The organism is Companilactobacillus hulinensis (genome assembly GCF_003946555.1).
GTDB lineage: Bacteria > Bacillota > Bacilli > Lactobacillales > Lactobacillaceae > Companilactobacillus > Companilactobacillus hulinensis.
In genome coordinates, this window is record NZ_RHOO01000005.1 from 1 (window position 1) to 22311 (window position 22311).

32 protein-coding genes are annotated in these 22311 nt (G+C 36.8%); 15 read left to right on the forward strand and 17 right to left on the reverse strand.

Annotated elements, in window-relative coordinates; translation table 11 throughout:
• Positions 1 to 151: 151 nt before the first annotated feature.
• Positions 152 to 409, reverse strand: a complete 258-nt coding sequence (locus EKM66_RS04170) for a type II toxin-antitoxin system Phd/YefM family antitoxin (protein WP_125761991.1) — start codon at positions 407 to 409, stop codon at positions 152 to 154.
• A 144-nt stretch (positions 410 to 553) separates the two neighbouring features.
• On the opposite strand from EKM66_RS04170, the gene EKM66_RS04175 reads away from it, so the two are divergent.
• Positions 554 to 1015 (forward strand): Panacea domain-containing protein, encoded by a 462-nt coding sequence (locus EKM66_RS04175; RefSeq protein ID WP_225426553.1) that lies wholly within the window; start codon positions 554 to 556, stop codon positions 1013 to 1015.
• A gap of 72 nt (positions 1016 to 1087) precedes the next feature.
• Positions 1088 to 1393: an MAG6450 family protein gene (locus EKM66_RS04180; protein WP_164505032.1), complete on the forward strand. Its 306-nt coding sequence runs from the start codon at positions 1088 to 1090 to the stop codon at positions 1391 to 1393.
• 235 nt (positions 1394 to 1628) lie between these two features.
• Here the strand turns inward: EKM66_RS04180 and EKM66_RS04185 are convergent, their stop codons facing one another.
• The 6 genes from EKM66_RS04185 to hflX form a co-directional block, all read right to left on the reverse strand.
• A complete protein-coding gene (locus tag EKM66_RS04185) occupies positions 1629 to 2552 on the reverse strand; it encodes an ABC transporter ATP-binding protein (protein ID WP_125761995.1) in 924 nt (307 codons plus the stop codon).
• Positions 2552 to 3598, reverse strand: a complete 1047-nt coding sequence (locus tag EKM66_RS04190) for an ABC transporter ATP-binding protein (protein WP_125761997.1) — start codon at positions 3596 to 3598, stop codon at positions 2552 to 2554. The genes EKM66_RS04185 and EKM66_RS04190 overlap by 1 nt, the downstream gene beginning before the upstream one ends.
• A gap of 65 nt (positions 3599 to 3663) precedes the next feature.
• Positions 3664 to 4686 (reverse strand): ABC transporter permease, encoded by a 1023-nt coding sequence (locus EKM66_RS04195; RefSeq protein WP_125761999.1) that lies wholly within the window; start codon positions 4684 to 4686, stop codon positions 3664 to 3666.
• Between the two features lies 1 nt (position 4687).
• Complete coding sequence (gene opp3b / locus EKM66_RS04200; RefSeq protein WP_125762001.1) at positions 4688 to 5620, reverse strand: oligopeptide ABC transporter permease; 933 nt, start codon at positions 5618 to 5620, stop codon at positions 4688 to 4690.
• A 22-nt stretch (positions 5621 to 5642) separates the two neighbouring features.
• Positions 5643 to 7277 (reverse strand): peptide ABC transporter substrate-binding protein, encoded by a 1635-nt coding sequence (locus EKM66_RS04205; RefSeq protein ID WP_125762003.1) that lies wholly within the window; start codon positions 7275 to 7277, stop codon positions 5643 to 5645.
• A 210-nt stretch (positions 7278 to 7487) separates the two neighbouring features.
• A complete protein-coding gene (hflX, locus tag EKM66_RS04210) occupies positions 7488 to 8768 on the reverse strand; it encodes a GTPase HflX (protein ID WP_125762005.1) in 1281 nt (426 codons plus the stop codon).
• Positions 8769 to 9104: 336 nt separating this feature from the next.
• On the opposite strand from hflX, the gene EKM66_RS12495 reads away from it, so the two are divergent.
• The gene (locus EKM66_RS12495) at positions 9105 to 9275 is read left to right on the forward strand and encodes a hypothetical protein (RefSeq protein ID WP_164505033.1); all 171 of its coding nucleotides are present in this window, start codon (positions 9105 to 9107) and stop codon (positions 9273 to 9275) included.
• A 70-nt stretch (positions 9276 to 9345) separates the two neighbouring features.
• On the opposite strand, the gene EKM66_RS04215 is transcribed toward EKM66_RS12495, so the two are convergent.
• The 5 genes from EKM66_RS04215 to EKM66_RS04230 form a co-directional block, all read right to left on the reverse strand.
• Positions 9346 to 9615 carry a type II toxin-antitoxin system RelE family toxin gene (locus tag EKM66_RS04215; protein WP_125762007.1) on the reverse strand — a complete coding sequence of 90 codons (270 nt, stop codon included), beginning with the start codon at positions 9613 to 9615 and terminating at the stop codon, positions 9346 to 9348.
• Positions 9612 to 9842 (reverse strand): type II toxin-antitoxin system RelB family antitoxin, encoded by a 231-nt coding sequence (gene relB, locus EKM66_RS04220; protein WP_125762009.1) that lies wholly within the window; start codon positions 9840 to 9842, stop codon positions 9612 to 9614. The genes EKM66_RS04215 and relB overlap by 4 nt, the downstream gene beginning before the upstream one ends.
• Positions 9843 to 9972: 130 nt before the next feature.
• Positions 9973 to 10134: a hypothetical protein gene (locus tag EKM66_RS12500; protein ID WP_164505034.1), complete on the reverse strand. Its 162-nt coding sequence runs from the start codon at positions 10132 to 10134 to the stop codon at positions 9973 to 9975.
• Positions 10135 to 10194: 60 nt separating this feature from the next.
• Positions 10195 to 10479 (reverse strand): hypothetical protein, encoded by a 285-nt coding sequence (locus EKM66_RS04225; RefSeq protein ID WP_125762011.1) that lies wholly within the window; start codon positions 10477 to 10479, stop codon positions 10195 to 10197.
• Positions 10466 to 10804, reverse strand: coding sequence for a hypothetical protein (locus tag EKM66_RS04230; RefSeq protein WP_125762013.1), 339 nt, complete (start codon positions 10802 to 10804; stop codon positions 10466 to 10468). Before EKM66_RS04230 ends, EKM66_RS04225 begins: the two co-directional genes overlap by 14 nt.
• A 161-nt stretch (positions 10805 to 10965) precedes the next feature.
• Between EKM66_RS04230 and EKM66_RS12505 the strand changes: the two genes are divergently transcribed.
• On the forward strand, positions 10966 to 11139 hold the full coding sequence (locus tag EKM66_RS12505) for a hypothetical protein (protein WP_164505035.1): 174 nt from the start codon (positions 10966 to 10968) through the stop codon (positions 11137 to 11139).
• Positions 11140 to 11154: 15 nt separating this feature from the next.
• Here EKM66_RS12505 and EKM66_RS04235 read toward each other — a convergent pair whose 3' ends face one another.
• Both EKM66_RS04235 and EKM66_RS04240 read right to left on the reverse strand, forming a co-directional pair.
• Positions 11155 to 11892 carry a response regulator transcription factor gene (locus EKM66_RS04235; RefSeq protein WP_125762015.1) on the reverse strand — a complete coding sequence of 246 codons (738 nt, stop codon included), beginning with the start codon at positions 11890 to 11892 and terminating at the stop codon, positions 11155 to 11157.
• Positions 11889 to 13199, reverse strand: a complete 1311-nt coding sequence (locus EKM66_RS04240; RefSeq protein WP_125762017.1) for a sensor histidine kinase — start codon at positions 13197 to 13199, stop codon at positions 11889 to 11891. Before EKM66_RS04240 ends, EKM66_RS04235 begins: the two co-directional genes overlap by 4 nt.
• Before the next feature lie 235 nt (positions 13200 to 13434).
• Between EKM66_RS04240 and EKM66_RS04245 the strand changes: the two genes are divergently transcribed.
• The 10 genes from EKM66_RS04245 to EKM66_RS04285 all read left to right on the forward strand — a co-directional run bounded on the left by EKM66_RS04245 (position 13435) and on the right by EKM66_RS04285 (position 17552).
• Positions 13435 to 14115: a CPBP family intramembrane glutamic endopeptidase gene (locus tag EKM66_RS04245; RefSeq protein ID WP_125762019.1), complete on the forward strand. Its 681-nt coding sequence runs from the start codon at positions 13435 to 13437 to the stop codon at positions 14113 to 14115.
• A 211-nt stretch (positions 14116 to 14326) separates the two neighbouring features.
• Positions 14327 to 15091 carry a CPBP family intramembrane glutamic endopeptidase gene (locus EKM66_RS04250; protein ID WP_125762021.1) on the forward strand — a complete coding sequence of 255 codons (765 nt, stop codon included), beginning with the start codon at positions 14327 to 14329 and terminating at the stop codon, positions 15089 to 15091.
• A gap of 61 nt (positions 15092 to 15152) precedes the next feature.
• On the forward strand, positions 15153 to 15425 hold the full coding sequence (locus EKM66_RS04255) for a hypothetical protein (protein ID WP_125762023.1): 273 nt from the start codon (positions 15153 to 15155) through the stop codon (positions 15423 to 15425).
• Between the two features lie 82 nt (positions 15426 to 15507).
• Entirely contained in the window at positions 15508 to 15858 is a 351-nt protein-coding gene (locus EKM66_RS04260) for a bacteriocin immunity protein (RefSeq protein WP_125762025.1), read from the forward strand.
• 15 nt (positions 15859 to 15873) lie between these two features.
• Positions 15874 to 16056, forward strand: coding sequence for a hypothetical protein (locus EKM66_RS12510; RefSeq protein ID WP_164505036.1), 183 nt, complete (start codon positions 15874 to 15876; stop codon positions 16054 to 16056).
• Positions 16057 to 16190: 134 nt separating this feature from the next.
• Positions 16191 to 16484 carry a bacteriocin immunity protein gene (locus EKM66_RS04265; protein ID WP_125762027.1) on the forward strand — a complete coding sequence of 98 codons (294 nt, stop codon included), beginning with the start codon at positions 16191 to 16193 and terminating at the stop codon, positions 16482 to 16484.
• 104 nt (positions 16485 to 16588) lie between these two features.
• The gene (locus EKM66_RS04270) at positions 16589 to 16801 is read left to right on the forward strand and encodes a hypothetical protein (RefSeq protein WP_125762029.1); all 213 of its coding nucleotides are present in this window, start codon (positions 16589 to 16591) and stop codon (positions 16799 to 16801) included.
• A 12-nt stretch (positions 16802 to 16813) separates the two neighbouring features.
• A complete protein-coding gene (locus EKM66_RS04275) occupies positions 16814 to 17020 on the forward strand; it encodes a hypothetical protein (RefSeq protein WP_125762031.1) in 207 nt (68 codons plus the stop codon).
• Positions 17021 to 17059: 39 nt separating this feature from the next.
• Complete coding sequence (locus EKM66_RS04280; RefSeq protein ID WP_125762033.1) at positions 17060 to 17257, forward strand: hypothetical protein; 198 nt, start codon at positions 17060 to 17062, stop codon at positions 17255 to 17257.
• Between the two features lie 16 nt (positions 17258 to 17273).
• Entirely contained in the window at positions 17274 to 17552 is a 279-nt protein-coding gene (locus EKM66_RS04285) for a hypothetical protein (protein WP_125762035.1), read from the forward strand.
• Between the two features lie 74 nt (positions 17553 to 17626).
• Here the strand turns inward: EKM66_RS04285 and EKM66_RS04290 are convergent, their stop codons facing one another.
• The 3 genes from EKM66_RS04290 to EKM66_RS04300 form a co-directional block, all read right to left on the reverse strand.
• Positions 17627 to 18487 (reverse strand): NmrA family NAD(P)-binding protein, encoded by an 861-nt coding sequence (locus EKM66_RS04290; protein ID WP_125762037.1) that lies wholly within the window; start codon positions 18485 to 18487, stop codon positions 17627 to 17629.
• Positions 18480 to 18908, reverse strand: coding sequence for a MarR family winged helix-turn-helix transcriptional regulator (locus tag EKM66_RS04295; RefSeq protein ID WP_125762039.1), 429 nt, complete (start codon positions 18906 to 18908; stop codon positions 18480 to 18482). The genes EKM66_RS04290 and EKM66_RS04295 overlap by 8 nt, the downstream gene beginning before the upstream one ends.
• 170 nt (positions 18909 to 19078) lie before the next feature.
• A complete protein-coding gene (locus tag EKM66_RS04300; protein ID WP_125762041.1) occupies positions 19079 to 20365 on the reverse strand; it encodes a Fic family protein in 1287 nt (428 codons plus the stop codon).
• Positions 20366 to 20656: 291 nt separating this feature from the next.
• On the opposite strand from EKM66_RS04300, the gene EKM66_RS04305 reads away from it, so the two are divergent.
• A complete protein-coding gene (locus EKM66_RS04305; protein WP_125762043.1) occupies positions 20657 to 22285 on the forward strand; it encodes an ABC-F family ATP-binding cassette domain-containing protein in 1629 nt (542 codons plus the stop codon).
• The last annotated feature ends 26 nt before the right edge of the window (positions 22286 to 22311 follow it).

Sequence of the window (22311 nt, forward strand, 5' to 3'; positions counted from 1 at the left end):
GTTTTAGGCTGGAATACTGCCATTGATTCATTTCGTGGATATTTAACAAAGTGTTCGGATTAAACTTGCAATCTCTCTTGTGTAAAAAAGTCATATCCTACTTGGTGTTGTTACACCGAGTGAGATATGACCTTTTTCTTTATAGTATGTATCAAAGATGATTCCAGACGTCATCAAAGTCTTCATTACTATCATTTTTGCGATTTTTAACTTGATGAAAAACATCGGTGTTAATAAGATATAGTGTTTCCTGTATTGAATTCCATTCATCTTGTCCAACCAGTACAGCATCCTTTTCGCTATTTATTGAAGATGAAATGATTACGGCTTTCTTTTCATAATTAGCCATTTGCATAAGATGAAAGAAGTGTTTCTTGGCGTATATATATGTGTATGTTTTATATGACATGAGATTCTCCTCAATTGGCTTAAAAGTTTGTCATAAGCGTATTATCATTTTATAGTTCAGTCAACGATTATAATTATTTAAATTTGTATACCGAATTAAAACCATTCATACTATAGTGACTAAGACAAAAGGAGGATGTAGTAAGTGTTGAATGCAATTAAAACATACGGTGTTTTTGAAATCTCAGATTGGTTCCTTACTAAAGAATCAATGCAGCCAAGAAAGCTTCAAAAATTAGTTTATTATGTCCAAGCATGGAGTAACGCACTTTTTGATATTCCACTAATCAATGATACCGATTTTGAAGCATGGACTAATGGTCCAGTTTCACCGAAATTGAGGGAAAAGTATCTTGATTATGATTGGAATAACATAGAAATTAATAATAATTCAAGTACAATTGAGAATCAGAAAGTATTGAATTTGTTAGAATCTGTGTGGGTTACATATGGTGATAAGGACTATATGGAATTAGAAGCACTATCCCGTAGAGAGTTCCCTTGGATTAGCGCTAGAGGAATATTAAAGTCAAATCAGTCATCTGATAGTATTATTTCTAATGAAGATATGAAGGAATTTTATTTATCCATTTATAAGAAAGGATAGCGGTATAAAAATATTAGCATATCAGAAGCAGGTTATCTTACTAATAATATAAATAAGGTTGTCCCGTTTAAATTGGCAATAACTCGTTCTTTAGATAATGGATACCAATTTAAAAACATGAAACAAAAAGGTATCAAGGATTTTGATAGGTTTGTCAATGAAACAGTTGGCAAAGGTTTAACAATAAGTCAGACTAATAAATTATTTTTACGTGCACAAGGACCATCTGAACATATTTTGTTGGATGGTGAAGTTAGAAAAATATTGCATTACGGTAAAGATAGAACTACTTTTAGAATTTTCGGCTATTATGACGATAAGGATTATTTTTGTATACATAGAGTAGATCCCAATCACACAGTACATAGGTCCAATTAATAAATGAATAAGTATGGTAAGATATCCAGCTAAATTATTTTGAATAATTTTAGCTGGAGGCTTCTTTCATGTCCGTAAGCGGCATAGTACATCTAAATAAAAACCAAAAAAGGCCACGCAATTGGATTGATTGCGTGGCCTTTTAATTACGGAATTCAATTGAATTCCAAGGTTGTGAGGATAGAGGTTGGATTGGGACCTCTTCAAAGAATAATGGTGTTTAGACCCCGATCTGTTACTTAAACGATGCTGCTTTTTCAGCATTGCAATACAAGAAGTGACCGGGCAGAACTTCTTGTAAGGATTGATCGTCACTGAATGGCTTAGAGTGATCAAAATCAATACGTTGACGTGTCTTTTCAACGGCTGGATCTGGAACAGGGATAGCTGACAATAGACTCTGTGTATAAGCATGTAAGGGATTGCTATAGATTTCGTCTGAGTCGGCTAGTTCTACGATCTTACCACGATACATAACAGCGATACGATCACTGATGTACTTAACCATTGAAAGGTCATGGGCGATAAACATATATGTAAGTCCTTGTTCCTTTTGAATATCCTGCATCAAGTTAACAACTTGTGCTTGGATAGAAACATCAAGAGCAGAGATAGGTTCATCAGCGATAACGAATTGTGGTTCCACAGCCAACGCACGGGCGATACCAATACGTTGACGTTGTCCACCAGAGAATTCGTAAGGGTAACGTGTCATGTGTTCTGGATTCAAGTGAACCATATCTAGTAGTTCACGAACACGCTTCTCACGTTCCTCTTCACCATGAACAAGTCCGTGAACATCAAGGCCTTCGGCGATGATATCCTTAACTTTCATTCTAGGGTTTAGAGATGCATATGGATCTTGGAAGATCATCTGCATTTCACGACGGAAGTCCTTCATTTGAGGACCATGGCTCTTGATCTTACTGATGTCTTGTCCATTGAAGAGGATTTGACCATCGGTTGGATTGTAGAGACGGATAATACTACGACCAGTAGTACTCTTACCAGAACCAGATTCACCAACTAGTCCAAAGGTTTCACCTTTGTAGATGTCGAATGATACATCATCAACGGCTTTAACTTCGTTAGGCTTGCCAATGTTGAAATACTGTTTTAGATGTCTAACTTGAACAATCTTTTCTCTTTCATCTGCCATTATTTAACACTGCCTCCTAACTCTTTGAATTTTTCAAAACGTTTCTTGATAGATGCTGGTGGATCAACTTCTGGAGCATCTGGATGTAGCAACCAAGTGGCTGCATAGTGATTCTTTGAAACCTTGAAGAATGGTGGTTGTTCTTCTTCATCAATTTGCATCGCATATTTATTACGTGGTGCAAAGGCATCCCCCTTAGGTGGATTCAACAAGTTAGGTGGAGTACCAGGAATTGAGTTCAAACGGTGAGCTTCACTAGTCTCAAGTGTAGGCATCGAGTCTAACAAGCCCCAAGTGTAAGGGTGTTGAGGATTGTAGAAGATGTCATTAACAGAACCGTATTCGACGAACTTACCAGCATACATAACAGCTACACGGTCAGCAATACCAGCTACGACACCAAGGTCATGGGTGATGAAGATGATCGAAGTACCAATTTTTTGTTGTAACTCTCTTAATAGATCAATAATTTGTGCTTGAACAGTAACGTCAAGGGCTGTTGTTGGTTCATCAGCGATAAGGATCTCTGGGTAATCAACAATGGCGATAGCAATAACGATACGTTGTCTTTGACCACCTGAAAATTGGTGAGGGTAGTCTTTCATACGTTCCTTAGGATTAGGAATACCAACTAGTCTAAGAACTTCTTCAGCACGAGCCATAGCGTCTTTTTTAGAAACATTGTTGTGAATCAAGAGTGGTTCAGCAACTTGTTTACCAATAGGCATAGTTGGGTCAAGTGATGTCATAGGGTCCTGGAAGATCATGGCAATCTTGTTACCACGGATAGCATCCATTTCCTTGTCACTCTTTTGTAGGAGGTCATCCCCATGATAGAGGATGCTTCCTTTTGCGATATCAGCATTCTTTGCTAACAATTGCAGGATAGAACGAACGGTAATTGACTTACCAGAACCAGATTCACCAACGATAGCTAAGGTTTCACCGGCGTTAAGATCGAAACTAACCCCACGAATAGCTTGGACAGTACCATTGTATGTCGCAAAATTAACATGCAAATCTTTTACTTCTAGAATTTTATCCATTGCTTATTCATACTCCTTATTTAATCGGGCTACGCATGACGAAGTCATGTTTCACACCTTAGCTTTTAATCATCAGACTGTGGATCAAATGCATCACGTAAGCCATCACCAAGAAGGTTTGTAGCAATCATGATGATACTTAAGATAATAGCAGGTGCCCACATTTGATATGGTAAGAATCTGAAGGCCTTTTGACCATCTGATAACAATGTACCTAATGATGCGTTTGGTGCTGGAATACCGATACCAATGAAACTCAAGAAGGCTTCAAAGAAGATTGCATTCGGAATTGTAAACATTGTTTGAATGATAATTGTTGAAGATAGGTTAGGAATCAAGTGCTTTGTAGCAATCTTAGTTGATGATTCACCAAGAGTTCTAGCAGCTAAGACATATTCTTGTTCCTTCAATTGGAAGGTCTGAGCACGGATCAAACGTGCCATTGTAACCCAACCAGTGATGGCAATAGCGATAACGATAGAACCAAGACCTGGTTTCAAGATGATCATCATCAAGATAACAACGATCAAGTTAGGAACAGATGATACGATTTCAACGATACGTTGCATAATTGTATCAGTTCTGCCGCCTTTCCAACCTGAAACGATACCGTAAGGAACACCAATGATCAAATCAACCATTGTAGCTAAAACGGCAACGATAAGTGAAAGACGAGTACCATAGATGATTCTTGATAGTAGGTCACGGCCTAAGTAGTCAGTTCCCAATAGATAGTAAGTACCTTTTGGAGCACCGGCTTGCTTATAAGCATCGACCATGTGACCACCCATGTTCTGGTAACCATTGAAACCAGGGATATTAAGATTGCCTAGTTTAGGTGGCAAGTTAGATAAGATAACTTGTTGGGCATTAGGATTGTGTGGTGCTACTAATGGGGCAAAGAGTGAGATGAGGACGATGATCGAAAGAAGTGTTAAACATACAACAGCGACTTTGTTAGAGAAAAGACGACGACGAACATCTTGCAAGTATGTAAGAGAAGGTGTGCCGATCTTTTCTTGTTCAGCGTTATTCTCATCATGGACGAATTTGAATTTTTCCTTTGGTACATTTGGAATTTGTTCCATATTATTCTTTACCTCCGTTTCCTAATCTAATTCTTGGATCAATGAATCCGTAGAGAATATCGACGATCAAGATGATAACAACCAATAGGAATGAATAGAAGATCGTTAGTCCCATGATCGTTGGATAATCATTAGTTGTGATCGACTTAACGAATTGTTCACCGATACCAGGGATCGAGAAAATGTTCTCAACAACCATTGAACCAGTCATAACTGAGACGGCCATAGGTCCGATGATTGTAACAACTGGAATTAAGGAATTACGAAGAGCATGCTTTGTAACAACTTTCCAGGCTGAGTTACCTTTTGATTTGGCTAACTCAATATAATCACTACTCATAACATCGACCATTTCAGTTCTCATAAATCTGGCAACGTTACCTAGTGGCAAGGCTGCTAGAGCAAGTGTTGGAAGCACACTTGATTGGAAGTTGTCCCATAGAGCAACTGGGTAGATGTGCCATTTGTAGGCCAAGTAGAATTGTAGTAGAACGGCAAGAACGAAAGATGGAATTGATAGTCCAAGAATTGAGATGAATGTAGCAAGTGTATCAACCCATGTGTTCTTACGAATAGCAGCAACTGCACCAAGTAAGATACCAAGTACAGTACCAACGACCATAGCTTGAGCACCAATTTGCATTGATGGAGCAAGACGTTGACCGATCAATGCTGTAACAGGTTCATTGTTGAATTGGAATGATGTTCCAAGGTTACCTTGAAGCAAACCACCCATATAACGTACATATTGAACAAAGACTGATTGATCCAAACCATATTGAGCTTTAACGATCTTCAGCTGATCTGGCGACATACGGTTCTGGTTAGAGAACGGTGTACCAGGAAGCAACTTCATTAGGAAGAAAGTCAGAGTTGCAATGATGAAAAGGGTCAAAAACAGATAGAAAATTCTTTTGAGAATATACTTAGTCATATTTAATCTCCCTAACTCCTAATTATTTTTTGTATACAGTGGCAAGGTTATAGCTACCATTTGGTGTGATTCTGTAGTTCTTAACATTTTCTCTAGTTAAGTTGGCTTGATATGTCTGGTATAGCGGAATTGCACCTTGATCTTCAGTCAAGATTGCAGTTGCGTCTAGAAGATCTTGCCATCTAGCTTCAGGATCAGTAGCATCAGTTGTCTTACTCTTCTTGATCAATGCATCGTATTCTTTATTTGAATACTTACCATCATTTTGAGGATTACCAGTTGTAAATAAGTCTAAGAATGTGACAGGGTCTGGGAAGTCAGCATTCCAAGCTGTAACAACGATATCAAAATCACCGGTCATAGATTTGTTTAGACGTGACTTGAATGGAACGTTTTGCAAGGTGATGTTTAGTCCTGGCAAGTTCTTCTCAAGTTGACCTTGTAGATACTCATTTTGCTTCTTAGCACCATCAGTATCGTCACCTAAAATAGTGAAGTTAAGTTTCTTTTGACCAGTTTCTTTCAATCCTTCTTTCCAAAGTTTCTTGGCAAGTTTTGGATTGTATTGTGAATATTTACCTGGAGCTTTAAGTGCTTCTTCTTTAGTGAAATCTTTTCCAGTCTTTTCGTTGTAAGACATACCACTAGGAACGACAGTGTCGTCAACACCGGCAGTCTTACCAAGAACATTATCAGTTAATTGTTCACGATTGATCGACATTGAGATAGCTTGTCTGATCTTCTTGTTTCTGAAGAATGGGTACTTCTTTTGATTCAATTCAAAGTAGAATGTAGCCGCAAGTTTATCATTAGAGAATGTCTTGTAACTTGAAACTTGGCGAGCAGTATCACCACTGATCTTTTGTAGACGGTTGATACGGTTGGCGTCATAAAGGTTCAATCCAGTATTGTTATCCTTAACAACGTAGTACTTAACCTTATCAAGTTTAACGACTTTGGCATTCCAGTACTTGTCATTCTTTACTTCAGTCCAGTTGTTCTTGGAAACATTCCAGTTAACGAGTTTGAATGGTCCGTTGAAGACCATACCGGCACTCTTTAATCCATATTGCTTACCAGCTTTTTCTACGGCTGGTTTGTATTGTGGATAGAAAGTTGAACTGGCCATCAATGTGTTGAAGTATGGAATGGCGTTCTCCAATGTAACTTGGAGAGTGTAGTCATCCAATGCCTTAATACCTAGAGTATTAACTGGTTTCTTACCAGAGTTGATAGCATCAGCGTTCTTAATTCCTGTGTAAATGTAGGCATATTGTGAAGCAGTCTTTGGATCGACCGTTCTGCGCCATGCATAGACAAAGTCTTGGGCTCTAACAGGCTTACCGTTAGACCAAACGGTGTGTTTTAATTTGTAAGTATATGTTTTACCATTATTTGTTGGTTTAACAACACTCTTGGCAATTGCAGGTTCGAGTTTCCCGCCATCGAATCGATACAAGCCTTCCATAGTATCAGTTAAACCTTGAGCACCGATAACGTCCGTGTTCATCGACGAATCCATTGTTGCGATAACATCACTGGAACTAATAGATAAGGTATTCTTATCATCTTTTTCAGTTGATGATCCACAACCAGTTAGAACTAACGCAAGTGCCAAGACTGGCAACAGTGCTAGTAGATACTTCTTATATTTCATTACACAACCTCCCTAAAAACTAAACAACAATATTATTAGATTACACCATTAAACATTAAATACAAGGATTCATTATTAAAAAACTTCTAATGTTTGATAAAATCATATAATACCTTTAATAAAAATGCAAATAAAAACAGAAATATCTTTAAAAAAAGATATTTCTGCTTATGATTTTTTAATAATTAATTTAAAAATTAGAAAACCGGTCTATACGTTCACTTGGATAAAGCGTTCATAACGTTCTAGCTCATCTGAACTCAGATTGGCCTTAAGTAATGAACCCTCGTTAGTGAATTCCTTACTGATAATTTGAGAATTTCGTAAAATCTCTTCGGCGAATTTCTGTTGGTCATAAGGAATCAATAAGTCGACTAGCTTGTAGTTAGAGAACAACTTCAACTTGATTAAATCGACTAATTTGTTGATAGACTTGGCATCAAGTGCGGAGTAATAAATATTGTCTCCTTCAATAGTAGGGAAGACTTGTCCGGGTTTGAGATCAGCCTTGTTGAAGGCATAGATCATTGGTTTACCCGTAACGCCAACTTCTTTCAATGTCTTCTCAGTAACTTCTAACATGTTCTTCCAATGTTCATCACTAACATCAATAACTTGGACCAACAGGTCGGCATCCTTGGCTTCTTTTAAGGTAGTCTTGAATGATTCGATCAAGTTGTGGGGAAGTTTGCTAACAAAGCCGACGGTATCAGACAATAGGAAACTTGTGTTGTCTTCAAGGTCGATCTTTCTAACTGATGTATCAAGTGTTGCGAAGAGCATGTCTTTTTCGAAGACCTTGCGGTCTTCAGATTCTTCTTTGTTGAAGTTAAGTAATCCATTCATAGTTGTCGATTTACCGGCATTGGTGTAACCGACTAATGAAATTAGTGGCAAGCTGGTATTGGTACGACGACGACTTTGGACATTGATAGTCTTATCAACTGTCTTCAATTGGTCCTTCAAGTAAGTGATACGTTTGCGAATGACACGACGGTCAAGCTCTAGCTTAGTCTCACCAGCACCACGGTTTGCTAACCCACCTGAAGCTGACTGTTGATCCAGTGGGTTACCTGACGGATGAATTCTTGGTAGTTGATATTGTAGTTTGGCAATTTCAACTTGTAGCTTAGCTTGGCGAGTATGTGCTCGATTGGAGAATACTTGCAAGATCAATTCTGTACGATCCATGAAGCTGAGCTTGGTCTCTTTTTCGAGGTTTCTAATTTGTGATGGTGTAAGTTCATCATTCAAGACGATCGTAGTAACGTCGTCTGCATTGGCGATTTCTTTGATCTCGGTAACTTTACCAGAACCAAAGTATGTCTTAGCACTGACACTATCGACGTTTTGTTTGATGACGTCAGCGACTTTCATGTTGTTCGCTTCAACTAGTGAACCTAATTCTTCCATTGTATAGTCGAAGTCGAGTTGTTTATGACTAACTCCGGCCACAATCACGCGTTCTTTTGAGTTTATTGTATTTTCCATAAATCCTCCTGGTGGCACTTATACCCCAGGGTATTAATGCCAATTAATTATTTGATTGAGTTTTGGTTGGCTCTTTTTAATCTCATGATCAAATACTTCCTTTCGATAATATGGTTCTATCATACCATGGTAGAAGGATTTGTTGTATATAATAGGTAGAAAGTGAAGATGGGATGGCTATGATATTTCATTTGTTGTAAGTTTGTCTCCAGGACTAGTTTTGCTGAGAAAAATAACTTTCAGGACGTCAAACACTATGGTTCAGGATAAATTAATGTTCATTGTGTATTCACATGTTAAACTGTTGTCTATTAAACATGGAGGGATGTGTCGATAATGAGAAAACGTACTAAATTTGTTAGTGTTGCGATATTTGTTATGTTGCTGATATTCTTGTTGGCTGATACATCTTGGTATAATTATTTGTTTCTCAAGATAGGCGGATACGACGTCTTGGGTTCATTTGTAAGGTCGTTTCGTATCATTCGACATTTATTGAGCCTTTAAAATTGCTAAAATAAAATAGGAGTAGGGATTCCAGCTTTGGAATTTCTACTCCTATTTTATTGCATGATAATTAATTATCATAAATACTATTTCTATGTCCAATGTTAATAGCTGTCACGATTAGTTTGTCATCTTCAATTTCACAAATTATGCGATAGTTACCGATTCTATATCTCCACAGTCCAGATAAATTGGAAGTTAGTCCTTTTCCGTGAATTCTGGGATCTTCAAGGCCATCAACATTAGTATAGAGCCATTGTAGAATCAGCCTTGATTGATATTTATCCATTTTTTTCAACTGTTTCTTAGCATCTTTAGCTATTTCTAGATGATATGTCATTTATCGAACCCCATGTCTTTAATAACTTTAGATATAGGTTCAGATTTCTTATTTTGTTCCAACCAGCGTTTATGAGCAAACTGCGCTGTCATTTCATCGTATTCATCTTCTAACTCAGTAATGGAATATTTCATCATTAATTCTGAAAGAGTAATCCCATGGAATTCAGCCATTTCGTTGAGCCACTTTTTTTCATCATCTGAAACTCTAATTGTTATCATCGCCATAATTTTCACCTCTTGTTGATCTTTGTAGTACATTGTAATACGAGAACGATTAGAACGTCAAATATATGATTTAGGATGAGTATTAAAATAAAAAGTAAGAGTAGGAATTCATGGATTAGAACTCTTACTCTTACCTTTTCGCTATTTTGTTAATCCAATTATTAAAATCATTTAAATCACCTATGGTTTTTGTTTCACTGTTATCAGCCTCATATTTTGATTTTAATGCTTCTTTTGTATCTAAGAAGTTGCTGATATGTTTATCGCTGCTTTTAACGTTAATCTTTTTCATTTCCCAAGTCTTTCATGGTAAGTAGTGTTATACGTGTCTATATTATCAGGTACGCTGACACTATAAAAACAAAACATTAAAAATAACCAGAACAAAAAATACCGCCACTCCAACAAAGTAAACTTTACGAGTTATCTCGTGGAACTTATCCTTCTTATCAAAATATTTAAACAGCACGAATAATGTGTTGAATGCCATAAACAGTAATAGTGGATCGATAATAGCTGTTAGGAATGGCTTGCCAAATAGTAATGATGCTATGAAGTAAATGACGGTTAAAATTGCTATTGCTTGAAATAATTCAAATTTCTTTTCAGTGGTTAATTTGTTCTTAAATATGTCCATACGAGTTTTCGTTCCTCAAGTGTAGTAACAGTTCGCCAATGGCTGGTATTAGATAGAGTGGGTCATGCACGAATCCCATGATAATAAGTACGATGGTCCACTTGGTATTCTTCATGTATTTGATTGCAAAGAACGTCAATACTTGGAATATCACAACTATCAATAAAAAGTAAAAGGACAATATCATTTTGAAGACGTTGTCTGGTATGACGGTCGGATCTTTAGGATGTAAATATGTCACGATTGGTACAATCAAGATGAATATCATCTCAATGCCGAAGATTACCCATGAGATTGTTTGAAAGATATGATTTTCTTTTGCCATATAATCCCCCCATATTTGGTTCCAACATATCATGTGAGAGATGTAATTAGTGAGTTCACTCCTGAATGACGGTAATTGATGTCCTGAAGTCTCAATTAAGTGAATAGTTCAGTGAATCAGCGTATGCTTTGCGTGGGAACCACACAAGGAGCTGACTGGTTATGAAGAACAAATCAGTTATTTTTTGGAAAATCTTGATGGTTGTGTTTTTGGTGATAGCAGGATATTTAATTGATACTGGGAATCGGTATAGTTTTCCAGCGGTGATAGTTATGGTTATTGTTACATTAGTTCTTGATCATTTTAATAAGAAGAAGAGCGGATCACTTAAATAGTGGTTCGCTTTTGTGTTACATGAGTGTTCTTAACTTCTTAGACTTACCCAGTGAGAAGGTTCTAACTAACTCGTCACCGAAGCGCATCTTACGCTTACTGAAGTCAGCTTCACTAATAGTCTGTGGATTGACTAAGCATGAACGATTAGCACGGAACAGTGATGAATACTTCTTCTCTAATTCGTTCAAATTACCGTAGAACTCGTATTGTCCAGTCTGAGTATACAAGTCTAGTCGATGTGGAATCTTGGACGTTTCAACGAAGAAGACGTCGTCTAAGTTAACGTGATAAACTTGTGTACCCACTGTGAAGGCGAAGCACTTGTGCTGCTTAGTCATGGTTTGGTCGATACGTTCTTTGGCTAGTGTTAAAGTGTCGTAGATATTTTGGCGGTATGCTTCAGTCGATTGGTCCTTGGCGATGAAGTCGAGTGCTTCAACTTTTTTCTTGAAGGTCAGTGGAGCCATTTCGTCATGAGTCGTAACGAAGATGATCTTGGCTTGAACGTCATTCTTCCTGACTTCAGATGCAAGATCGATACCGTTCATCTTACTGTGTAAGTCAATGTCTAGAAAGGAGATACCGTTAGAAATTGGATATTCGTGTAAGTATTCTAGGACTTCATCAGGCGATTGAGTTTTGAGGGCAATTTCGAATAATTCACTATGAAACAACATGTAGTTGTTGATCAAGACTTCAAATTGTTGTAATTGAACCAAATCATCTTCACAAATAATGACTGAATAACTCATTTTACTGCTCCTTTTAAAATTACGTATTGTAGATGAAAAACATTGTCGCGTTCACTATTTTGAATCAATAAGTTAGGATAACGCTTCTTGATTTCTTGAATATTAGATAAGCCGAATCCGGAGTGATTCTTCTTAGTTGAGTAACCCAATTGGCTAATAGAATCGATTTCTTCAGTCTTAGTCACTGTGTTATCAACGATGAAGGTCATCTGTTCAGCTTCGTTGATGATGGCTAGTTGAATATTGCCATGTACCTGTTTCTTCGCTTCATCGATGGCATTGTCGATAGCAATTCCCAATAGTCTTACGAGGTCGAAGATATTGATGGGAACTTCGTTGACTTCATAATGGCATTCAAATGAACACTTAATATTCTCATGACTGATCTTGTTTAACTTGCTAATAAAGAGACTCTTCAAGTAGGGATTCTGAATATTATTAAGATCCTTGTAGAGTTTCATTGAGACATTACTGAAATAGTTATCAGAGTAGCTCTCAAACTTATCAAGTGAAGCGTTCCACTCATCGTTGTGTTCAGAATCAGCGATAGTCCGTAGACTTAGCAGCATGTTCTCGTAGTCATGCTTGAACTTACGGAGGTTAAGCTGGTCTCTCTCTAATTGATCGGTGTACATCTTCAGATTCTTGAATTGTTCCTGAGATAATTGCTGTTGATAGATATTCTTCTGTCGTTTGGTCTCTAGTAGGAAGATCAATAGTAGAACTATCAATTGAATAACGACGAAGAAGAGTATTCCAATTAAGAATGTACGATAAATATTGAAGTGGTGGATGAAATTCATGAAGATGGATAGCACGATGAAGAAGTAACTCAATAGTAGTACGGGAATGGGTGAGTCGTTGGTTTTGATGAAGCGGCTGATATTGAAGTGGCGATATAACGATACGAGCACTATTGACAGGATAAGTTCAATTGCGCCACTGATGAAGGTGAAAGTGTACCCTTGAATATTCTTGGATGAAACGAAGGGTATCAGAATGGCCGACATTAATATGTCGACAATGTAGATAGTGATTGAAGTCGCAACGGCGCTACTTAATATGAAGTAATTGCGCCTTTTTCGCCAGCTGAAGATCAAGTATAGTCCAAAAATGAAGACCAAATAGCTCCAATCGTCCGCAAAATAATCAGTTGCGGCGGTCGCAAAAAATAGAACTATTGTTAAAATCGCTTTCAGCGGCGTGAAATCAATTTTTTGATTATAGACTAAAAAGAATATTCCAAACGTTATTATCCATGAAGTAACCACCCCGAGCGTGTATGCCCCAATTCCGACGTAAATCATCTCATCATCCCCCAACTTTATACATTAAGAATACAGTAATAGATAGATGAGAGGAATACTGGTAATGATATTTTTAATTTAGCACATTTTTGAAATGGCATAGTCAAGTCTTCCTGAGTATCGAATTATCTGTCCTGAACTGTAGTTCAAGATATAAAAGTAGGATACTCAGGATATTTTTATTCCAATGCACTAGCAAAATATTAATATTTTACTTATTAAGGGGTGAATTATCTTGTTAAAGATTACTAGTTCAAAGGTGTTGTTGGTGCCAGTACTTTTGTATTTTATTACAGCCGAATTCTTGGCTAAGTGGCTAAAGCCAGAGATGTCTACTAATGTGGCCGATGATATAGTCATGATTGCTTCTTATCTATTTTGCTTACTAATAATTTATTTGTTGAAGGATGATTTTGATTCTGAAATTGTGGCAATTAATAAGAAGAAATCTCGATTATGGCTTATTCCAGCATTTTTGATTTTAGACTTTGTACTACAAATACTACTTTCCAATATATTCACAGCAAATTCCTCTAATCAAAATGATTTTGTAAATGCCATTAATGGTCACGGATCGTTGAAGTTGATGTTTATTTTTGGATTATTTGTAATTTTGGGTCCAATTGCAGAAGAGGTCATCTTCCAATACTTTATTCAAAAAATACTGGTCAAAGATAACTTAAATAGGCTAAGCATTAGTAAATTCGTTGTTACTTTGACGTCTATCGTAATTTCCACATTATTATTTATGCTCTATCATGCTAATAGTGTGGCGGATATTACTAACTTATCGATTTTTTCATATGGGAATCTAATTGTTTACGCTATTTTGTATCAAGTGACCGATGATAACTTGATATATCCCATATCAGTACATATTCTTAACAACTTGATTGCATTCATATTAGTTGTATAGGGTAAATGACAAGTAAGAAAAGAGATATTATTTCACTGATCGACGTGTTGATCATTAGCGGATTTGTAGTTTATCTGCAATTAGAGGTTTATGAAAATAAATTCACACAGACGCAGACGTCTTTCAGGATATAAAAGTAGCCATTCAGGAAATATTTCGTTTAGTTATTTTGTAAGCGCTTATACTGAAACTTATATAGGGGGGATTCAAAATGACAAGTAAAAAACGAGATATTCTTTCGTTGATTGGATTAATATTTTATATTCCAGCGGTGATTCTCATCTGTGATTTTTCGGTTTCCAGATGGGTGCCACGGGAATTTGCACAATTGGTTGATGATGTACTGATATTTGGTATAGCGTACTTTTTGAACAGTAGGTATCTGAAACTCGATATTCACTTCTTCAATATTAAGCACATTCCATCACAAATTTTAAATTCGATTCCAGGAATAATTATGTTGCTGCTGTTTAAGCACTTTAACAATGTCGGGGTTACGAAGAACTTTGTTGTGCTATTGATAACAGTAATTATGGTTGGTGTTGCTGAAGAGTTCACATATAGAGGGTTAATGTTGCCATTGGTCGAGAGAATCTTTAAGGGCAAATTGTTCCTAGCAGTTTTGATCAGTTCAATTGGATTCGGATTGACGCATCTAGTTAATTTGTTCAATGAACCATTGCACGTTGCTGTATTTCAGATATTGTTGGCAATCGCATCAGGTATGTTGTATGGAGGTATTTATGTAACCACACACAACTTGACCATTCCAATTATTTTGCATGTTTTGGGGGATGTTCCCGTGATGTTGTCCAAGACACCTAGTACAGATTCAAACTCATTGGTCAAAATGGGTAGTTCAGACATTATGGGATTGACGTTGTTCTTGTGTGGACTTGTAGCTATTACTTGTTTGGTTGCATTTATTCAGTTGCATATTTATAAGAAGAGACACAAGAATAATCAATTTGTTTAGGGATTATATGTGGGTTAAACTATTTATATAAGGCAAACGATTACATAAATGGAGGCCCAGTATGGGATTATTCGCAATGTTCAATTCTGTTCCTGAAGTATGGGCAATAGAATTTAGAAGCAATAGTGAAGCACATCGGTATTATAATTATATGATTCATAGTTTTGATACCAATCTGGGGAATATCACTATTAATAATGATACTTGGTATATTGGAACTAAACTTAAAAAGAGATTTGAAGGATTGTTCTATGGATTCATGTATGAGCAAGGAATCTCTTCAAGTGAATATACGGTAAAAAGGATACAAATTCGTGGAAACTTTCCGGATTAGAAACACCCCAATTCAAGATGTCTCTTTAACAAATTAACAATATTGTTTTAGAATAAAATCAAAATTAATTGGGGGATTAAAAATGGATAATAGAGAACAAGCTAAGCAAAATGCACATGATCTGTATAATATTTTGATCAAGAAGTCAGACAAATCGGCTAATATGCTCAATATCACTGATGTATTGATGCAGGTTTATTCTAAGTTGGATGAAGCTGAGAATCCTGAGGCTTTGGTCGATCGTTTGGCTAAGTATATTTATAGTGAAGCTATGGGTGGCAGAATTCACTTTGAGAAGGAAGAAGAAGCTCTGTTGATGGACTTGGCTTCATTCGGTTCAAAGGCTGGATTGAATGGTGCTAACTATGCTGACTTCTCTGATAAGTCATACTTTTACAGTGTCTTCGACGATGTTGAAATGCCTAGAAGATAGTTAAAGGAGAGAACAATGGACCTGACGATGATAGTAGTGGCACTTGTATGTACTGTAGCTGTTGCCTTGGCGATACTGCTCTTTTTAATGTCATATCGCAATTATCGAAAGAAAGGTTATAGTTGCTGGAAGTCGATAGGGATTACTTTGATTTTGGCAATTCTGCCATTTTTCGTTTTGATGTGGGGGTTGATTTAAGATGTTCTGAATCTCTTTGTATTAATGAACAAGTGTCTTTGTTCAGGAGTACAAATGATGTGATTCAGGACATTTTTTTATTTTATGAATATTTTGATAATAAAATAGCCTCATATACAAAGGAGTGTCGGAATATGACTGAAAAAGAATTATTTAACGAAATTATAAAAACTTGTGCTAATCCAGAGATCGAACGTGATATCGAAATTAGAAGTAGATTACTTAGACTTTCACGTCAACTTGAGAATGGTACTAACTATAAATTAGTCTGTGTTCGCTTGAGCAACTACATCTCATTCTATCTAGCATCACACTGGCTTCGTGCACCGCAAGCACTGCTGGATCTAGCACGCACCATCTCTGACGATGCTGACAACTATCGTGGGGCAACATCTGATAGTGTCTGGGTCGATGGTATTTTAGGTTAAAATTTTGTACATCCTACTTGTTTTCTATTATCTGAAAGCGCATACTGTATCCATAAAGTGATATCACAATAATATTAATTCAATAATGAAAGGGATGCACGATCATGATTAGGATTCTAATAGGTATTGCAGTAATGTTCCTTGGAATCTTTCAAATATATAGTAGCAGGAATGCTTTTGTTAACTTGAAGACTAACGGAAACAAGTCAACATCGCCATTTATGCTCTATGCATTGTTTTTCTCGTTTTTTATAGGTTTTGTCTTTATTGTCATAGGATTCGCAGTTGCTTTTAATTTACTGGGAATGACAGTCTAGGAGGATACGGTTATGAAGATGATGTATGTTGTGGGTGTTGTCTTAATGTTGATTGGTGTGTATCAGATCTATAACACGAGAAGTTACTTTATTAATTTGAAGACGAATGGTGGCAAGAGTACATCGCCATTTATCGCCTATGCGTTGTATACATCTTTGGTTATTGGTGGATTTTTAATATTTATTGGATTCGGTACAATTTTCTTTTTTAATTGGTAATTAAATATTATAGATATTGGAGAAATCAGGCTGGAAATAATGCTCAATGTTTTGATAGGGTTGATATTTGTCGCCATAGGAAGTTATCAGTTTTGGAGAACTAAAAAGTCATTTAAGGAATTACAGAGTGGTGAAGTGAAGACTTCTTCAGCCTTCATCGCATACGCCTACTACTTTTCATATGTATTAGCAGTTGGGTTCATACTGATTGGAATCAGTAGCATTATTCATCATTAATGGGAGGAAGATATCAATGATCAAGTTACCTGGGATAACGAAGTACATTCCAACTACATGGATCGTGCAGTTCCATAGTCACGACGCAGCACATAATTATTACAAAGATTCAATCGCTAAGTTCGACGACGATTTGGGCAAGGTGACCGTTAACAACGATTCTTGGTATATCGGAACAAAATTGAGTGATGAAGAATTTATTGGTGAATTGAAAAAGTTCATGGACAAGGCTGTGATTCTCGATAGTGCTTATTCCGTTGAGAAGACACAAGTTGGTTGGTTCATGAGATCTTAAGAATGCAAAAAGAGTGATTTTGTAGAAGTTAGTGATGATTACTATCACAACTTTTAGAAAATCACTCTTTTTTGTTACTTCCAAACGTCGATATTCTTTTGTACGAATTGACTGAAGGTCTGTGGCTTCTTATGCATGACTTCTTCAAAGGTATTCGTAACGCCTTTTGCCATTCCGAACTTCGTTAATGTATACAACATCCCCATAACTGAGACGTATTCTTTATCAAGTCCACGAATATTGATCCAATAATCCTTGGCAAGGCTAAGTGACGGATTAGCGTAAGTTATCGGAGTTCCCAATACTTTGGACATGATATTAGCAACCTCATAATAATCCAACGCATGTGATCCGGTTATTGCATAGGCAGTATTCGTGTGTGATTCCGGTTCATTAAGTATTTTTGCAGTGAATTCTCCGATATCCTCAGTATCAATGAAACTAGTCTTAGCGTTCTTAACAGGTATAACGATGCGATGAAATTCTTTGATCTCAAAAGCATGCACCCCACTGACATTTTGCATGAAGAAGCTGGGACGGATGAAACAATATGGTAATCCAGCGTCCTTTATGAACTCTTCAATTTTGTGATGTGGTGGGAAGGGATTCTTTTCCACTCCGATAAGAGATAAGAAAGTAACTAGTTTCAAATCCTTTTTAGCTTTTAAAGCATCAATAAATGGAAGAAATGCCTTAGCATCTCCCATCTGTGGTGGTCTCATGATGAAGATTCGATCAACATCAGCTAGAACTGGCTCGAAGGTACTGCTGTCTGTGAAGTCAAAATAGTCAATATTAGCTTTATCGCCAAACATTTCCTTCAATCTATCGGTATGTTTACCCACTACAGTGACATCTTGGTTATTTTGAATGGCGTATTTAGCAACGTATTTTCCAACGTTACCGGATGCACCAGTGACTAAGATTCTACCCATTATTTTTTTCCTCCAATAAAATTTGGTTGGCACTTCTTAGTAGAACAATTAATTCGTTGAACTTGTCATCTCCCATGTTCTTTTGTAATGAGGACATAGCCTTGAAGTATTCTTCATATGCATCATCGACCAAAGAATTTGCTTTGTCAGTTGGAATCAATATGAAGCTGCGCTTATCTAGTTCTGATTGTTTCTTAGTTATGTATCCTTGTTGCAATAGGGAACTTACCATGTTCGTTGCCATTGACTTTGTGACGTTGAAGAATTTGGCAGCGCCATTTGGTGTCTTGTCGTTGTCGGTCTTGACTAGGTAAATCAGCATTCCCATTTCACTGGAACGGATCGGTAGTTCTTTTTTGATATTATTATTAAGTCTACAAAATAATGAAACCTGTTCTGAAGCCTCGGCTAACTGATTCATAGATGGCCTTCTTTCTAATTGGATATACTCTATGGTTAGAATAGTACATTAGGTGTACTATTTCAAGAACTCAATCGTAAATACTTTGAAGGATACAAAAAGAGTGATTTTGAAGAAGTTAGTGATGATTAGTATCACAACTTTTAGGAAATCACTCTTTTTTGGAAATCTTAGTTATTAGGTTCTTTCGTAATATATTTATCTAGTAATATGTGCTGTAATGGTGCACTTTTGATTTTGATGATTATTCCTTTTTCTTCCAATGAAGCAATGGCTTCTTTGACGGTTTCTTTAGGGAAGTTTTTATGGTCAGCATCGTTAAGAAAGCGAATCAACTCACGATCTTGCACGCCGGTACTGTCATCGTTATTGAAGAGTTTGGACTGCAAGAGGATATTTAGAACTGATAATTCTGGTTTTGATAGTCCGGTCAGACTGTTATGCAGTGAAGACCAATTCTGATCCATTAAGTCTTTTCTCAAACGTAGATTTTCAGATACTCTCCTTTGACCTTCGAGGATTATTTTTGCCATTTCTGTGACGAAGATGGTCAAATCAGCTCGATTAGATAGGGCATCTGCTTCTTTGAAGATTCGGTAGTACTTTTGTACTTCAATATGAATTGAAGATGATACTGACAGAGCAGTAAATGCATCTAATTTTTGGGATAGGTATGAGGATAGTAAGTAACGTCCCATTCTGCCGTTTCCATCTCTGAAAGGATGGGTATTCTCAAAGACGAAGTGGGTAATAAAGGCACGTTCTAGGAAGTTGATCCGGTCATCATTCATTAGTTTGATTAGATTATTTAATTGAATACTGATCAACGCTTCGTTTGCTGGGGGATTGAAGATTACCTCAGTCTCTCCACCGATGTAAACTTTGGAATTTCTGAATAATTTACCATCTGGTAAAACATCTTCTAATAATTCACCTTCTAGTAGGTCATCATAGATGGTTCTGAAATCCTGCAGTGAGTCTATGCGGATATCTTTTGTAGCGAGTGCATCTTGATATCTTCTAATAGTAGATTCTAGCCGCCGTTTCTTATTTTTACTTTTCCCTTTAAAAACTGAGTCACCAATAATGGTTCCAATTTCTTCTTTATTAGTTTTTACGCCTTCAATTTCATTGGTGAAGTAGATTTCATCTTGAAGTAAAGAATTAATATAACCCATTTGCGCTATTCCGGGAAGTGCCTTAGCTATAGTTGATATTGTCTTGGATTCAGATTGAATCTCGTTGAATAATTCATTTATTTTGAGTGTTTCTACTATAAATAGTGGATATTGATTGTATGATACTTTGTCTCTATCAATCAAATATGGATAAATATCAGTTACACGTGTTGAATAACCATTGATCCGGTTTTCATATTCTTGTTGGATTTCTTCAGTTGATAATGATTGCGTACCATTACCATATTTGAATTTTTCCAAGGATTTGTATTTTGCCATGATTATTTACCTCAACTATTTGATTTGGGCTTTCTTTTATGAAGTTTAACACATATTTAGTGATAACTTCTCTAAAATAGCTCATTTTAGTAAAGTTTTGATGTACATTAACGATAACATTGCGAAAGTATAAAATGTTTATGAATACATAATTGTCAGATTCAATCCAGAAAACCTGAATTCTTCCTATATATGTGTTACACTACTTGAATAATTAAACAATTAATTGAAACCAACGTCGCCGTTACTTGACACGTTGTTTTTTTACGCGTAAATGCAGGAGGATAGTTAATGTTAAATGTCAATAATGTCAGTATGCAGTTTTCCGATCGGATGCTCTATGACGATGTGAATCTTAAGTTTACCCCGGGTAACTGTTACGGAGTTATTGGTGCTAATGGTGCCGGAAAGTCTACATTCTTAAAAATCATCGAAGGTAAGTTGAAGCCTACAACTGGTACAGTTTCAATGGGTCCTAATGAACGTATGTCTAGTTTGAATCAAGATCACTTTGCTTTTGAGGATAGCTTGGTAATGGACACGGTTATTCGTGGTCACAAGAAGTTATACGATATCATGACTGAAAAGAATGCGATTTACTTGAAGCCTGACTTCAGTGACGCTGACGGTATCCGTGCAGCTGAATTGGAGACAGAATTCGGTGAAATGGGCGGATGGGAAGCTGAAGCCGAAGCTAGCCAAATGTTACAATCACTAGGTATCGACGAATCACTTCACCAAGTACCAATGAGTGAATTGACAGAGCCTCAAAAAGTTAAGGTATTGCTTGGACAAGCATTGTTCGGTCATCCTGATGTCTTACTTCTTGATGAGCCAACTAATGGTTTGGACGTTCAATCAATCAGTTGGTTAGAGAACTTCCTAGCTGGTTACGAAAATACTGTTATCGTCGTATCCCATGACCGTCACTTCCTTAACCAAGTATGTACAAGTATGTGTGACGTTGACCGTGGTAAGATCACGCTCTTCGTTGGTAACTATGACTTCTGGATGGAATCTAGTGAACTTGCTACACAATTGCAAGCTAACGCTAATGCCAAGAAGGAAGAACAAATCAAACAATTGCAAGAATTCGTGGCTCGATTCAGTGCCAACGCTTCAAAGTCTAAACAAGCTACTTCTCGTAAGAAACAATTAGAGAAGATCACACTAGATGACATCAAGCCATCTACTCGTAAGTACCCATTCATCAAGTTCAATCCAGAACGTGAGTTGGGTAAGGACTTGGTAAGTCTTAACGGTATCAGTAAGTCGATCGAAGGCGTTAAGATCCTTGATAACATCAATCTGACACTTCGTCCTAATGAAAAGATTGCCTTCATCAGTCGTAATGACTTAACGACAACTATCTTGATGCAGATCATTGCAGGCGAGATGGAACCAGATGAAGGTGAAGTAGTTTGGGGACAAACAGCCACAGCTACTTACTTACCTAAGAACGTTAACGAATACTTCGCCGACAATAAGATGTCTGTTATCGACTGGTTGCGTCAATATGCTTCTAAAGATGAGAACGACAATACGTTCTTGCGTGGATTCCTTGGTAAGATGCTATTCTCTGGGGATGATGTTAACCGTGAAGTTGACGTCATGTCCGGTGGAGAAAAGGTTCGTGCCATGTTATCTAAGATGATGTTGAGCAAGGCTAATGTGCTATTGCTAGATGATCCAACTAACCACTTGGATCTGGAATCAATTACAGCCTTGAATGATGGATTAGTTGGATTCAAGGGTAGTATCATCTTCACATCTCATGATCATGAGTTCATTCAGACAATTGCTAACCGTATTATTGAAGTTAGCCCTAAAGGTGTCGTTGACAAAGCTGATACGACATATGATGAATTCTTGGGACATAAACAATTACAAGAACAAGTTGCTAAATTGTACGAAGATTAATGAAATTTAAATAGCGTGTCAGAATT